Source organism: Nostoc sp. PCC 7524 (genome assembly GCF_000316645.1).
Lineage (GTDB): Bacteria > Cyanobacteriota > Cyanobacteriia > Cyanobacteriales > Nostocaceae > Trichormus.
In genome coordinates this window covers 3,379,451-3,394,001 of record NC_019684.1, presented here as the reverse complement: position 1 = coordinate 3,394,001, position 14,551 = coordinate 3,379,451, and the positions used below count along the sequence as shown (strand labels likewise).

Here is a 14,551-nt window from a genome sequence, read left to right as displayed (position 1 = left end):
AAATTCAAAAATTAATTGTTAATTTGGCCTTTTGAAATTTGAATTACCCTTTGGTGTTTCTGAAAGAATTGAAAGGCGTACAGCTGCACCATTTTTTAAAGGTCTACCACTGCGAACGACATAGCGTTCTCCTGGTTGTAAGCCGGATAAAATTTCTACTTTGCCATCCACTTTTTTCCCTAGGGTTACAGGACGGGCTGTTACTGTTGCTTTACCTGCTGAGTCTGTAACTACGTAGAGTTTGCCATTTTGTGCTTCGGTTTCTGCTGTGCTAGCAGCAGCCTCTTGAGATTTGGCTGGCTTTTGAATGGCTGTTTGGGACACCACCACTCGCTGCGGTGTTTGGGTTTCAAAATTAACTCTTGCTAGTAGTCCGCTACCAATGCTGTTGTTACTGTTGGGAATCACTACTTCCACTGGTATCAAACGAGCCGTAGCATCAGCTGTGGGGGAAATGCGGGTCACTCTGCCAATTAATTTTTCCTGGGGGAAGGCATCTAAGCGTACCTGGACTGATTGCCCTACCTGAATTTGCGCTAATTCTAATTCGGAAACTTGCACGACAACTTTTACACGGCTAAAGTCGGCAATTTTTAAGGCTTCACCACCTGCTTGTAAGAGATTACCTGGCTCAGTGACTTTTTCTGTAACTACGCCAGTGATGGGAGATGTTAACCGAGTATAGGATCTACGCTCTTTGGCTTGGGCTACTACTGCTTTTTGAGCTAATACTCTACCTTGAGCGGCGGCGACGGCTTGCTGTGCGGTGCGGACTTGTTCAGTTGCAGCTTTTAGGGCTTGATCTGCTGTTTTTGCTTGGGTGTTGGCTTGTTCCGCCGCTTGTTCGGCGATCGCACCTTCTTTAAATAGTTGCTGCTGGCGTTGAGCATCTGCTTGGGCTTGTACGAGTTCTAGCCGCGCTTGTTCGACTGCCGTGCGGGCATTACTGACTTGATTGGTAGCTCTGGCTACTTCTGACTGTAAGGCTGCTAGTTCGGCTTCGGCCTGCTTTAAATCAGTTAATAGCAAGGTGTCATCTTGTTGTCCGACGATTTGTCCTTTTTTGACTGTATCACCGACATCTAAGCTCAAAGATAACAGCCTCCCTTCTGCCTGCGATCGCACTGAAATGGTGCGGTATGGTGTAGTTGTACCTGTGTATTCTGGTTGTGGTTGCAGTCGATCTATGCGGGCGATCGCTACATCTACAGGTGTCGCTTCACCACCTTCTCTTCTACTACGCTCCTGGGATTGCGCTGTAGCAGATTCTCTAGGTAAAGATCCACAACTGGCTGTGAGTAGTCCCATACTCATTAGACAAATAATTAATGAGATAGATTTCCCCGATGGGTAATAGAAACATCTACCTTTGGGGGGATGAATATTTACACCTAAACTTAACTGTTTTTTCATTACCTGGCACGGCATTGTATAAGTTGGATGTTTCATTGCTTTTTACTGTATTTTTTCGGGAAAATCATCTATTTTGCTTTAATAAAGCCTTTTTCGACATAACAGCTTTTTAAAACTAAGCAATTCTGTATGTATTGCCAGATGAGGAATAGGAAGAATATAAAAATTTTGTAAAAAGACTTTTTGTGTCAAACCTTACTACGTTTATTCCATAAAGTCAAAGTAATTTTTCCTGCTACTCTATGTACGCAGAACTAGAATCATCTTTGACGGTTGATTCGACTATTATTTTGGTAGCCATTTTCATGGTTACTAGAAATTAAGTTCAAGACAAAAGACTGAATATAAGCCAAAATATGCGGCTAAGTTTCTCTGCCAATTTGTCCCATATTCAATTTGAAATCAAAATATTTAGCTTTACTAAATATACACACAATATAGTAGCAAAAACAGCAGCGAAGTCACTGGTAATTTTCGGTATATAGAAAATATATTAAAAAATATAAACTAATATTGCCTTTTGTACTCATGTATTATATAAGAAACCCTAAATTTTATGCCCTTTAGGTGAGGAAAATTACGAGTGACATCACCGCTACAAGTTGCACACACCACGGATGAATCCCAAATCATTGAATTTTTCCAGCAGTCAGTCGGTCAGTGGCGTTCGGAAAGACGTTACTATACTCTGCCAGCCGGTGACACAAAAGAGATGGAGAGTTTGATCAGCATCAAATTTTTAGAGCCAGGATGCAATGAATTACAAAGATTGGCTCAGATACACGATTTACCTGAGTCAGTAATGTTTATTTGTGGTGCAGAGGTGAATTGGTGCAGTACAGATGTGCTAAAAAATCGCCATGAGTCACAAGGTTCTACACTATTTGGAGCGTTAGGTAGTACATTGTATCGCGATCGCGGTTTTGCCACATCTAAACCAGTCACTGCCCAATATCATTTTCCCAATCCCCAAACACTATGTCTGCGAACTGAATATAACGGTTCAGTGTTTGAGGAAGAGTTAAAGCTAATTGGCAGTAAGTATCGCACCAGACAAACCATTATTTCTCGTGCTGGTGAACAGTTGATGATTGGTCAGTATTTAGAAAAAAGATTAGAGAGTTAGTTGCTCAGTCCCAGGTAGTTCCGTGACCAAGAATTATGTCAATGAGTAGGAGCTGATCAATACGTCAGCCCCTACATTGGTAGCAGTATCTTAACGCTGACGTTTAAATTTCAAGATACCCATCGTAGCAGTTGCCAAAAAGCCCAAGATAAATCCAGGCTCAGGTACAGATTTCACACCATCATCAATTGAGAAAATGGTTGTAGTACCACTGACTTCATTTGCTGTCACTAACAAAGGTTTACCATTGGGGCTATCTGTCGCTGAAATAAAGAGAAGCCCTTCTGCACCTAAGTCTCCTACTAATGGATTAGTTCTGCCATTTAGAGTTGTAGGAACTGTGAAATCACGATTGTTAACGTAATTAACAAAAGTAGGCTTGAGTGGGTCGGTGATATCATAAACCATCACACCACCAACACGCTCTAATCCAATGAAGGCGTAAAAGCGGCCGTTGATTTCAGCAACTTTCACATCTTCTGGTTCTGGGCCTTTGTTATCGCTGCGGTCATCAAGGCTGTTCTCTTCATGATTAGAGTTAAAGAAGTTAGGTAGACGTTCGGCAATAATTTTCTCAAAGCTGTCGCCACTGTCGTAGACTTGCTTCAGTTCTCCTGTATTTTCATCCCACTCCCAAATTGAGAAAGAACGACTACCAAAAGCGTAAATTTCGTCAAAATCACCATCGCCATCATGATCACCAAGAGTTCTGGTGACATTTAAACGACCCAGGTTGGCAACTTGTTTTAAAACAGTAGCATTAGGAAAAGCTGTGGGGTCAAGTTGATACGCAGAATTACCCACCCTTAATTCTTCTGAAAAACCAGTGTAGTCACGAGCATCACCCTCGTTGGCTGTGACAATATAGGTTTTGCCATTAATTGTATAGGAAGTTATACCATCGGGTTGGTACATCCCCAGGACAGGCCAGTTAGCAATATTAATAGTATTATCGCGATCGCTAGCATCAAAACCATTTCCTGGTAGGCTGTGATCTTTAAAGCCAAAAGGAATAATGTCTGTAAACTCATTATTCCCCAGGTCTAATACAGCGATCGCGTTATTTTCTTGTAAGGACACCCAAGCCTTCGTAGAATCTTGAGAAACAGTAATGTACTCTGGCTCTAAATCCTGAGCTACGGTAGCATTGGGGCCAAAGATTCGCACTCCTGCTGCTCGTAGCTGATCAATCTGGCTGTTAAATTGGGTAAAGGCAGCGTTGATTACACTAAAATTACCAAGATTAATAATACTGACTGAGCCTTCTGGATCAACGCTATTTGGTTGGCTGTAACTATTTGGTTCACCCTCGTTAGCTACTAACACACGAGTTCCATCGGGTGTGAAGGTGAGCATATCAGGCAGTGCGCCCACAGTTACAGAATTAATAAAGTCACCATTAGGGTTGAAAAATACAGCCAAGCCTGGATTTTGTTTAACAGGTGCTTCCACTGCTGCTGCTAGCAAGCCATTCTTAAAAGCGACGCTATTTACTCCACCACCATAGGCGGTAATATCGATACTTTTAAAGAGTGAAGGCTGAGTAGGGTCACTAATGCTAATGATATCAATACTCTTATTTTGACCATTGACCACATACAACCGTTGAGTCACAGGGTCATAAGTTGGGATTTCTGCACCTCCTACATTAAACAAACCTGTACTATAAGTTCCAATAGGTTTAAGTGTAAAGGCTGCTGCTGGAGTTGCCATTGCTCCCAACAAAATGGCAGATGGAGCTATGAGTCCGATTAACTTTTGGATAGTCATGATTTGATTGAATGTTAAATGTTTAACTTCCTGATGTCAGTCAGACACGGTGTACTCCTTACCGCCAATTAAGCACACAAAAATATCCCCACTAGGCTATAACTAGCTCTGTGGATTTTTCTGGTTTCTGTGTCGAGTAGACTAAATTAGCTGGAAGTTATCACACTGAGTTAGACGAATCATCAATCATAGGTACATCCGCAAAATTTATGACTTTTAGATTAACGAATAAATAAGCTAGGGTTAACTAAATGTTAAGCTAAGTATTTTTACTGAATCTTTACAAAACTGAAGCCAATAGGGACTTCCAGAGAAAAAAATATTCCCAATGTAGGGTGCGTCAGTATGAATAATTTCTTGGTGTAGTTAGGTTTTCTGACACTGACGCACCCTACTAAACTGTCAATTCTGGATAATTTATTTTTTGGTCTTCCCCTAGCTCCAGAAAATTTATCGGTCAAAAATATCCGATGATAATTTTAGACAGTTTCCGCAGTCATATTTTATTCAAAGCCGATGACGGGATTTGAACCCGTGGCCTGCTGATTACGAATCAGCTGCTCTACCACTGAGCCACATCGGCGCACACGATACAGAATTATAGCATTATTCACCTATGGTAGAACCAAATCCTAAAAACCGCTTAAACCCTGAGCAATATAATCGCTTGAAAGCAGAAATGGTAGCCCCTTATCGTGGTTTACGGCAATTTATCTATTTCGGTGTGGGTGCTTCTGGTTTCATTGGTGCATTTACCTTCTTTTTTAAACTGCTGGCTGGCAAAGATATTGAACACACTTTACCTAACTTTGCTCTCCAAGTAGGAATCGTTATACTCATGATTTTCCTTTGGCGTTGGGAACAACGTCGGCAAAATCGATAATCATTGCATCTTCAGAATTAGCAAAAACAACCTAAAATAGTTTTAGGTAAAATTGCTTATTAATTCTAGAGACATAAACACAATACTTGTTACATAACTTTATTTTGTTTAAAATAGTTTACGTTTTTAAACATTCCGAAATATAAAGAGAGAAAAAATAAAAAAAATATTAGGAAATCAGGAAATCTCAAAATTTCTGAGACACTGGTAATTGTTCAAACGGGGTCAGCCCATATAAAGACCCTGACTATAAAGCCGTACATTTAAATGGGGTCAAATACATTTAAAGACCCTAGTGTTAAGAAAACACCAAAAATCACCAGCGCCAGACAAGTCAAATCTTGCTCTGGCGCTAGTGATTTTAATCTCCTGAATTTAAGGAACTCTGACTATATAGGATGAGGGCAAGGGTTGAGCGCGTCCAGCATTAACTAATGCCTGGTATACAAAGGCAGCGATTTCTGCTCTAGTTGCTTGACGATTGGGGTTGAGTTGGTTGATGTTGGGATAGTTGATTACCAATTGTCTGGAGGTAGCGGCGGCAACTGGCCCTATTGCATAAGTGGGGATTTGAGCCGCATCCGCATAAACAGAAATAACATTTTGATTATCAGCAGATAAACCTAGTCCATTGGCGAGAGCAACTAGAGCTTGAACTCTGGGGATTTCTTGCTGTGGTTTAAAGGTGCCATCGGGATAACCAGAAACAAATTGACTCCGATAAGCCGCTTGTATAGCAGCATAAGCCCAGAAATTTCTGCTAACATCTCGAAATTCAATGGCTGAACGTTTAGCTGGTGGTGTTAAAGCTTTGGTGATAATGGTAGCGAATTGGGCGCGGGTTACAGGCTCGTTGGGTCTAAATGTACCATCAGGAAAGCCAGCAATAATATTTTGTGAAGCTAAAGCTTCAATATAATTTTTAGCCCAGTAATTTGCGGCTACATCTCTAAATGCTGTTGTTTGACCTGGTGGTTGATCAACGGTGGCGGCAACAAAATCTACCTGACCAGCAATTTTTTTCTGGTCGATATCGTTACCAACAGCCAGAATACGATTGCTTCTGGTAGCGTTATTCACATCAAAGCGAGTGTTGCTGCGAATCAAATTACCACCGGGATTTTCATTAGTCCCTAAATCAGGTTGAGCAGAAACAGTTGCTACAACGCCATCTCGCTTATTGTTTTGAATGACATTCTTACGCAGGATAGGCTGGGCTGATTCTGAGATGAATAGTCCATCTTGGTTCTGCACAATTTGGTTTTCTATAACCAAAGGCGTAGAAGTACCACCAATGGCTATACCAAAACCTGTGTCTTGAAATAAGTTATTGCGAATTTCACCTTGAGCAGACTTAGCAACAGAAACTCCATTACCAGTGTTCTGCACAAAAATATTGTTTTCAATTTTGGGATTTCCTGTACCAGTGACAAAAACCCCATCTCTGACACTTTTCGTAAAAGTATTGTTTCTGATGGCAGGATTACTGGATTCTACCCAGACACCAGTACCACGTTGATTGGGGTTAGTGACGGTTACACCTGCGATCGCAGTATTATCATTTGCCAAAATGGTAATGTCTTGTCTGGCAAAGGTACGACTGGTATAGAACCCACCACCTATAATTAATATTCCTTGACCTTTAGTAGATTCATCACCTTGTAATGTCACCCCTGGCTTGAGTATGAGGGGAAATTGTTCTCCAGATTCACTGTTATAAGTTCCCGGTGCTAATTGAATGACTGTACCAGGTTGAGCTTGATTCAGCGCGAAGGTAATTGTTTTGTAAGCTGTGGCGGCGGTAGCACCAGCACCAGTTCTATCTGTGCCGGTGGCTGGGTTGACATAAATTACTGGTGCAGATGTAGGAACTTGCGCTATGACAGTGGGAGCGATCGCTCTTTGGTTAGTAGCACCAGCATTGACTGCACTGGGTATAAGCATCAAACCACTAGCAACAAATACCAAAGCTGTAGGTACGGATGCTGTTGAGAACAGATATTTTACTGAAGAAATGTCAAAGCCCTGATGTTTCATTTTTATCACTGTGTTTCACTGAATGTTGGTTAAGTATAGTATGGTCGATATAGCAAATATATGGCTACAAAAACCATGCCAAACTATACCGGATGACTAACACATCAGCCGCTAAGTTTCGCCCAGTTTTGCAAGAAATCAAAGAAATTTTTGAGATCAGAGCTAAAAATTAAATTTGATCAGGGCTTAGATGAAGAGTGCTAAGTATTTATACCTTAAGCAAAGGAAAAACTCCACCTACTAAGGGATGGAGTTTTTGGGTATGGGTAATGGGAAAAAAGTTGCCAATTTCCTATATCCCATGTGGTGGGGGAGCAACCTCAACCACCTAAAACGGGATGGAGTTTCCCACAGCTTTCAGTCAATTTAGTCACTTACAAGCCAAATTGGAAAATTTATGATGTTTTTAATAAGCTAAAGTTTCTAAAGTTTCCCGCAAGTAACGTTGTACTTGTTGCTCTAGGTGTAGTTCTCGTAGTTGGGTATAGCTTTCTAGCTGCCAACGTTGAAAACCAGAACTAGCTGCGATCGCGTATTGAAGATTTTGCCAAATTTCAGGATCACGAGAAGCTGTAATTTTCACCATAGTTCTTTATTCCTCAGTTTTAACTTCAACAGTCAACTGGGGCAAGATTTTATTAACCCGCACCCCTAAAATTGTGAAATCCTGGTTAATCTTTTCTAAAGGTAACGGTTCTATGGCAGCAAATTCTGTGTCATCCGTCACCAAAACTCGTGCTACACTGACTGGAATTTGCAAGAATAAATTACTGGCTAAAAAAGTTAATCCAGCCATCAGTAATGCCAAAATGCGCCATTGAGGAAGAAATCTGGCTAGATGTACTACCAATGGGGTGGCTTGATACAGCTGCCACAATATACCAATGGATAGAATGGCAGCCAGCAGTGCTAGCACACGATTTAATTTTGTATTAATTAAACAGAGAATTTTTCTTTGCTGCTCAGTCAGATTTTCTGGTTTAAGGGCTATTCCCAACAGAGCAAATATATAAAAAGGACGACGTAGTTGCATCCACAACAGCGGCATTACGCCAATGATGGATACTAACAAAATTTCCATCCATACAGGTAAAAACGGTTCACCTACGGACAGAAATAATAAGCACATGAGCAAAAAAACGGGCAATGTCGCTAATCCAGCGACATGAATCCACAAAATAGGTTCAGAACGAAATGAGGGCATAGTTAAAGTCCTGAGTTTTGAGTTTTGAGTGCTGAGTTGTGATTGTTAGATTGAGTATATTTATCTGAGGTAATTCTCATAACTCTATACTCATCTATACTCATGACTCAGCACTCGTGACTCAGCACTATCTTGTTAACGCCAGGGTGCGGCGTTTAGTTACCATTTGGAAGGCATCAATGATGTCACCTTCAACCCAGTCGTGGAATTTATCCAGGCCGACACCACATTCATAACCAGCGTTAACTTCACGCGCATCTTCTTTCATCCGTTTGAGGGAGTCCAGCACACCTTCATAGATGACTTTACCGCCACGACGTACCCGGATTTTACAGTTACGCACCAGTTTGCCAGTTTGAACGTAACAACCGGCAACAGCACCGCGACCGACTGGGAAGACGGCACGGACTTCGGTTTGACCCAAAGGTTCTTCTACCAATTCTGGTTCCAACAGACCTTCCAAGGCTCCTTGGATGTCTTCCAAGAGTTTGTAGATGATGTTGTATTCCCGCACATCTACACCGGCTTCGTCAGCCGCTTGTCTGGCTCCACTGGCGTAGGTGGTGTTAAAGCCGATGATGACTGCGCCACTGGCGGCGGCGAGGTCGATGTCTGTTTGGGTGATTTCACCTGCTGTAGCCAATAGCATCCGAATTTGGACTTCGTTTTGGGGGATTTGTTTGAGTGATCCCACAATGGCTTCGACAGAACCTTGCACGTCGGCTTTCAAGATCAAGTTGAGTTCTTTCAACTCGCCTTCTTGGGCTTGAGCTGATAGGGTTGTGAGGGTGACACGTCCTTGTAATAGACGAGAGAGGCGTTGTTTGTCTGCTCTGTCTGAGGCGATCGCTCTGGCTTCTTTTTCGTTGTCGAAGACATCGAACTCATCACCTGCTGCTGGTACGTCACTTAAACCCAGCACCTCAACGGCGAAGGAAGGAGAAGCGACTTCGACGCGTCTGCCGCGATCGTCAACCATCGCCCGGACTTTACCAAAGGCTGAACCGGCAACTAGGATGTCTCCTACATGGAGAGTACCATTTTGAATCAGCAAGGTAGCAACTGCACCCTTGGCTTTATCCAAATGCGCCTCAATGACAGTGCCTTTAGCCAGACGATCTGGGTTAGCCGAGAGTTCTCCTACTTCTGCAACCAAGAGAATCATCTCTAGGAGTGTGTCGAGGTTTTCACCCTTGATGGCGCTGACAGGTACCATAATTGTCTCACCGCCCCATTCTTCTGGGGTGAGACCATAATGGGTGAGTTCTTGTTTGACGCGATCGGGTTGTGCGCCTTCTTTATCAATCTTGTTGATGGCGACAACAATTGGCACTCCTGCCGCTTGGGCATGGCTGATGGCTTCAATTGTTTGGGGACGTACACCGTCATCAGCAGCTACTACTAATACGGCTATATCTGTCACCCTAGCACCTCTAGCTCGCATGGCGGTAAAGGCTTCGTGACCAGGGGTATCTAGGAAGACAATCTGCTGTTTCTGACCTTCGTGTTCTATATCGACGTGGTAAGCACCGATATGCTGGGTAATACCACCAGCTTCACCGGCTGCGACTTTAGTTTTCCGAATCGAGTCGAGTAGTGTAGTTTTACCATGGTCTACGTGACCCATAATTGTCACAACAGGTGGACGACGATGGAGGTGTTCTAGATCCCCAATATCAATCATTTCTGTAACTTTGCGGGCTTCTGCTTCTGGTTCAGCAGTTTCGATCTCTACTTCTAGCTCTTTGGCTACTAAAGTAATGGTCGGGATGTCCAGATTTTGAGTGATACTCACTGCCATGCTCTTCATGAACAGGATTTTCACAATTTCTGTATCAGCTACTACTAACCCATCGGCGAGTTCCTGCACTGTCATGGGGCCTGTGACTACCAATTTACTTGGACGCTCGCGTTTTACCTCGACTTCTTGCTGACGGCGATTTTGGTCACGGGAGCCAAACTTTTTCTTTCTAGTAGTTGGAGCGATAGCTACGGTTGCACCAGGAGCCTGTACTGGTCGCGCTGCTTTTGGTTTGGGAGGACGGGCGATGGAGAGGCTGACCTGAACTGCTGCTGGGATTTCCAGTTTGTCATCATCGAGGAAATCATCTTCTTCAAAATCATCATCCAAGATGGGCTTGACGCGCTTACCTTTAACGCCTGCCTTCCCAGCTTTTTCTTTAATTTCGTCAATGATTTCTTCTTCCTGCCATTTCTTGCCACCTTTAGGTGGACGAGGTGGCATGGGGCGTTTCAAATCCAGTAAGTCAGGTGTGACCGTAGCATCTGGAGTTTCGGCTCTGTTGGCTGTCCCTGCCATCTGTCTTGGTGGAGTTGCCACCGGCATCGCTGCTGCCACTTCAGCCGGGCGCATTGGTCTGGTGGGACGTTGCCCATCTCCAGACGGTGTGCCTGGTCTATTGCCACGATGTTCCGGTTTAGTTGGGGATAGACTGGGACGAGCCTGTTTTTGTACAGGAGCTTGAGATGTATCTGTTTGTGTAGGTTTAGAGGCTTTTGGTCTGGGCTGGTCTCGATCTTCTTCAACACGCCGTTGACGTTCTCGTTTGAGGATCGGTTTTTCTGCCACACTCACCTGTTCAGCTACATCTGCCGTTTCTGCCACAGGTCTAGCGGGTGGAGCTACCAGCTGAGGTTTTTGGGGTTTTTCCGGTTTTGGTCTAGCTGGAGCAACTTTCTCTGGCTTCTCTGCTGCAATTTTTTCAGGTGCCTGTGACTTAGGTGCTGGCTCCGTATCTGTGGCAGCAGGTTGTTGGCTGGTCTCCGAGTGATTCCGGGGTACAGGTCGAGTTGGTGCCGTCGGCTTCATGGGTGAGACTTGTGTAGCGATGGGCTTTGGAGGTGAAGGAGGATTAGCTTCAGACGCAGCTGACGCATCTGGGGCGTTGGAGTTAGGATTTCTCAATATTTTGGGTTTGCGAATTTCCAAAATTTGTTGTTGTTTTTGGGTGGGCGCAGGTCGGTTGCGCGAGCCACTATGTGGCGAATTTGGTTTATGACTAATTGTACCTAATTCTTTTTTGGGCGTTCCATTTGTAGCTGCCAGTTTTTCAGCAGCCGCCCGAATGCTTTCTGCCTCTGTTTCTGAAATTGTACTGCTATGGCTTTTGACCGCAATATTGAGCTGGTCGCAAATTGCTAATAGCTCTTTGTTATCCAAATTCAATTCCTTTGATAATTCGTAGATTCTTACTTTGCCGTTGTTCATCCACTCTTCCCCTTTAATTTACAGCTTTTTTGCGGATGGTTGCCTGGAAGTGCGACATCTCCATCCTTCGATTACTGTTTTTAGGTTGCCCTTGGTGATTTTGCCGGTGCCTCCAATCAGGAAAGAGAGATGTTTCGGTTTAATGCTGGCATCCCCACTGAGGACTGTAGTTAACAGGCAACCATAAAAACTTTTGCGAGCAAATTTTTTTATAGTTGCTGGTGATGCCGCTTTGCGCCTGAACGCTACCAGGTTGCCATTTTGTTGTTGTTTGCTTTGGTGATTCTGAGTCTTCCACAACACAATCTAGTTAAATTTGTTGGGAGTACTGCTTCGCTCCTCAATTCTGGGAGAGCCGTTTGCTAACTACACCCATTTACTATTTTGGCACTAACCTTAATAAATGCAGAGGGTGTGTAATAGCGCGAATATTTCGGCTTTTGACACAATTCCTCTGCGGATTACCGCCAAGAATGCTTTTCAACCTAAATTTTGATTTTGGGGATTTTTTTGGGCTAGATGTTGCCACAATGTCTGGTACAGTGTTTCTGGTACTGATGCACGTAGCGATCGCCCTAGTCTATTTTTTTTCTGCGCTGCTTGCAAGCAGCTATGGTTTGGGCAAATGTAAGCTGAACGCCCCATGCCCTCATCCAATTGTACCTTTCCCGAAGGAAATACTCGGACAATCCGCCAAAACTCTTCTTTTAAGCCTACTTTGCGGCAACTAACACAACGCCGATAGTTGGGTTTCATCGGTTTTCTGAGAATTTAACAGAAATGTTGTTGGTAATCATAAAGTTGGCTTGGCCAATCTCTATTCATAAAAAGTTGCCTGATTTGAAGTAATCATGAAGACTGGTACTGATGTCCATCCTACCAGAACTTTCTTCAGGCTCATAAATTACTCGTCATCATATTCAGTATCTAAAGCTTCATCTTCTAATTCTTCTAGTTCTTCTAGTTCTTCTGTTTGATTTTCTTCATCCTCTAGCTCCTCTAGTTCTATTTCATCTTCCTCTAGTTTATATTGGGCGCGGGCAGCAGCGAATTTGGCATCTTCTCCTGCGTGATCATATTTGGCTTTGTCTTTAATGTCGATTTTCCAACCAGTTAAGCGGGCTGCCAAACGGACATTTTGCCCTTCTTTACCGATGGCTAAACTCAGTTGATCTTCAGCTACTAATACGTGAGTTTGTCGGGTTTCAGGGTCCATGAGCCGCACTTCGTCTACTCTCGCTGGACTCAAAGCATTGGCAATATATGTTGCTGGGTCTGGAGACCAACGAATTACGTCTATTTTTTCACCGCGTAATTCGTTCACTACTACCTGAATCCGTGATCCTCTAGCACCAATACACGCGCCTACTGGGTCTACATCTCGATCAAGGGTATCTACAGCTATTTTAGTCCGTGGGCCTACATATCGGGAGGGAGGATTGGCTTCCCGTGCTACGGCAACAATTCTTACTACTTCGTCTTCAATCTCTGGGACTTCGTTGGCAAATAAGTAAACTACTAACCCAGCATCAGCGCGAGATACGAGGAGTTGTGGCCCACGTTGTTGTCCTTGGGAAACTTTTTTAAGATACACCTTAAATGTAGCATTAGCACGATAGTTATCGTTTGGTAGTTGTTCCCGCTTTGGTAGTTCAGCTTCTACTTCTGGTTGACCAAAACCGCTACTGACTGCCAAAATTACTGACTGGCGCTCAAATCTTAAAACTCTGGCTTGTAGTACCGTCCCTTCTAAATCTTGGAACTCTTCTTGTACCATCTGGCGCTGTTGATCCCGCAGTTTTTGGGCTAGCACCTGCTTGGTTTGCATTGCTGCCATGCGCCCAAACTCTCCCTGATCTGGGGTAACATCCAGAACTACAGAGTCGCCTAACTGCGCTTCTGGAGCTACTTGTTGTACTTCATCTAAAGAGATTTGATGATCAGTATTATTCACTTCTTCCACAATAGTTTTTGTGGAAAGCACGCGAAAACCTTCTCCGTCAATATCGAGTTCGACTTCAAAGTTGTCGAAATAATCTTCATCGAACTGCTTGCGTTCTAAGTTTTGAGCGCGACGGTAACGTTCATAGCCTTTGAGGAGTGCTTCTCTAATTGCTGATTGCACTGCTAACCGAGGTAAATTACGTTCACGACTAATACTTTCAATTAAATCTTTTAATCCTGGTAAACTCACCATTGACATAAGCAATCTCCTTTAAAAATTAGGGATTGAAAATTGGGGAATTCTAGGCTCCTTTTGGGGATTAGGAGCAATTGGGGATGAAGAATTAAGCAAGATAAAAAACTAGGCATTAGACAATAGGGATTAGAGAAAAGTTTGACTCTAGTCCCTAACTGCTAGCCTAAGCGTCCCTAGCCTCTAGTTCCTCGCTGCTTGTTTATCGGCGCTCATCTAACTGCACCCTGGTAATTAGGGAGCGAGGAATTTCGATGACACGACCTTTCTGATTTAAGTAAACTTTTGTCTCATCCCGGCGAATCAATTGACCATTCCACTCTTGTTGTCCTTCGTGGGGTGGGGCAGTGGAGACAATGACAGGAAATCCTTTAAAGGAAATAAATTCCCTGTCGGTTACAAGTTGCCTCGAAATACCAGGACTAGACACTTCCAAAACATAAGCATCTGGAATGATCTCCGCAGCATCTAAGGATGTTTCTAAAGCACGGCTCATGCGCTCACAATCATCCAAACCGGTATCTTGCTGGGGATTGCGGATATCTACCCGCAATACTGGTGGGCGTTGGTTGGTGTGAAAAACAATGCCAACGACTTCTAAACCCAGTTGTTCTGCTACTGGTATTGCCAAATCTGTAATTTGTGGAACTAGAGGATGAGCCATGAGCGAAATCAATAAAAAAAGTGGGCAT

11 protein-coding genes and 1 tRNA gene are annotated in these 14,551 nt (G+C 43.4%); 2 read left to right on the top strand and 10 right to left on the bottom strand.

The window, feature by feature from the left end:
- Nucleotides 1–18 precede the first annotated feature (18 nt).
- The gene (locus tag NOS7524_RS13620; protein ID WP_144050867.1) at nt 19–1,449 is read right to left on the bottom strand and encodes an efflux RND transporter periplasmic adaptor subunit; all 1,431 of its coding nucleotides are present in this window, start codon (nt 1,447–1,449) and stop codon (nt 19–21) included.
- A 547-nt stretch (nt 1,450–1,996) separates the two neighbouring features.
- Here NOS7524_RS13620 and NOS7524_RS13615 point away from each other — a divergent pair.
- Complete coding sequence (locus NOS7524_RS13615; RefSeq protein WP_015139054.1) at nt 1,997–2,539, top strand: phycobiliprotein lyase; 543 nt, start codon at nt 1,997–1,999, stop codon at nt 2,537–2,539.
- Between the two features lie 90 nt (nt 2,540–2,629).
- Here the strand turns inward: NOS7524_RS13615 and NOS7524_RS13610 are convergent, their stop codons facing one another.
- On the bottom strand, nt 2,630–4,309 hold the full coding sequence (locus tag NOS7524_RS13610) for a choice-of-anchor I family protein (protein ID WP_015139053.1): 1,680 nt from the start codon (nt 4,307–4,309) through the stop codon (nt 2,630–2,632).
- Nucleotides 4,310–4,820: 511 nt separating this feature from the next.
- A tRNA-Thr gene (locus NOS7524_RS13605) sits at nt 4,821–4,892 on the bottom strand.
- Nucleotides 4,893–4,925: 33 nt separating this feature from the next.
- On the opposite strand from NOS7524_RS13605, the gene NOS7524_RS13600 reads away from it, so the two are divergent.
- Nucleotides 4,926–5,192: a DUF3493 domain-containing protein gene (locus NOS7524_RS13600; protein WP_015139052.1), complete on the top strand. Its 267-nt coding sequence runs from the start codon at nt 4,926–4,928 to the stop codon at nt 5,190–5,192.
- A gap of 375 nt (nt 5,193–5,567) precedes the next feature.
- Here NOS7524_RS13600 and NOS7524_RS13595 read toward each other — a convergent pair whose 3' ends face one another.
- The 7 genes from NOS7524_RS13595 to rimP form a co-directional block, all read right to left on the bottom strand.
- On the bottom strand, nt 5,568–7,229 hold the full coding sequence (locus tag NOS7524_RS13595) for a DUF1565 domain-containing protein (protein WP_015139051.1): 1,662 nt from the start codon (nt 7,227–7,229) through the stop codon (nt 5,568–5,570).
- 406 nt (nt 7,230–7,635) lie between these two features.
- Nucleotides 7,636–7,815, bottom strand: a complete 180-nt coding sequence (locus NOS7524_RS13590; RefSeq protein WP_015139050.1) for a hypothetical protein — start codon at nt 7,813–7,815, stop codon at nt 7,636–7,638.
- A gap of 6 nt (nt 7,816–7,821) precedes the next feature.
- Nucleotides 7,822–8,433: a low-complexity tail membrane protein gene (locus NOS7524_RS13585; RefSeq protein WP_015139049.1), complete on the bottom strand. Its 612-nt coding sequence runs from the start codon at nt 8,431–8,433 to the stop codon at nt 7,822–7,824.
- A gap of 127 nt (nt 8,434–8,560) precedes the next feature.
- Complete coding sequence (gene infB / locus NOS7524_RS13580; RefSeq protein ID WP_015139048.1) at nt 8,561–11,662, bottom strand: translation initiation factor IF-2; 3,102 nt, start codon at nt 11,660–11,662, stop codon at nt 8,561–8,563.
- Nucleotides 11,663–12,142: 480 nt separating this feature from the next.
- Nucleotides 12,143–12,418, bottom strand: a complete 276-nt coding sequence (locus NOS7524_RS13570) for a YlxR family protein (RefSeq protein WP_015139046.1) — start codon at nt 12,416–12,418, stop codon at nt 12,143–12,145.
- A gap of 148 nt (nt 12,419–12,566) precedes the next feature.
- A complete protein-coding gene (gene nusA, locus NOS7524_RS13565) occupies nt 12,567–13,865 on the bottom strand; it encodes a transcription termination factor NusA (RefSeq protein WP_015139045.1) in 1,299 nt (432 codons plus the stop codon).
- A 196-nt stretch (nt 13,866–14,061) separates the two neighbouring features.
- Entirely contained in the window at nt 14,062–14,523 is a 462-nt protein-coding gene (rimP, locus tag NOS7524_RS13560; RefSeq protein WP_015139044.1) for a ribosome maturation factor RimP, read from the bottom strand.
- Between the last annotated feature and the right edge of the window lie 28 nt (nt 14,524–14,551).

Bases quoted from the DNA above. Each gene is read 5' to 3' on its own strand.
- NOS7524_RS13585 (WP_015139049.1), bottom strand. From the start codon at position 8,433: ATGCCCTCATTTCGTTCTGAACCTATTTTGTGGATTCATGTCGCTGGA.
- infB (WP_015139048.1), bottom strand. From the start codon at position 11,662: ATGAACAACGGCAAAGTAAGAATCTACGAATTATCAAAGGAATTGAAT.
- NOS7524_RS13600 (WP_015139052.1), top strand. From the start codon at position 4,926: ATGGTAGAACCAAATCCTAAAAACCGCTTAAACCCTGAGCAATATAAT.
- NOS7524_RS13590 (WP_015139050.1), bottom strand. From the start codon at position 7,815: ATGGTGAAAATTACAGCTTCTCGTGATCCTGAAATTTGGCAAAATCTT.
- NOS7524_RS13570 (WP_015139046.1), bottom strand. From the start codon at position 12,418: ATGAAACCCAACTATCGGCGTTGTGTTAGTTGCCGCAAAGTAGGCTTA.
- NOS7524_RS13595 (WP_015139051.1), bottom strand. From the start codon at position 7,229: ATGAAACATCAGGGCTTTGACATTTCTTCAGTAAAATATCTGTTCTCA.
- NOS7524_RS13620 (WP_144050867.1), bottom strand. From the start codon at position 1,449: ATGAAACATCCAACTTATACAATGCCGTGCCAGGTAATGAAAAAACAG.
- NOS7524_RS13610 (WP_015139053.1), bottom strand. From the start codon at position 4,309: ATGACTATCCAAAAGTTAATCGGACTCATAGCTCCATCTGCCATTTTG.
- nusA (WP_015139045.1), bottom strand. From the start codon at position 13,865: ATGTCAATGGTGAGTTTACCAGGATTAAAAGATTTAATTGAAAGTATT.
- rimP (WP_015139044.1), bottom strand. From the start codon at position 14,523: ATGGCTCATCCTCTAGTTCCACAAATTACAGATTTGGCAATACCAGTA.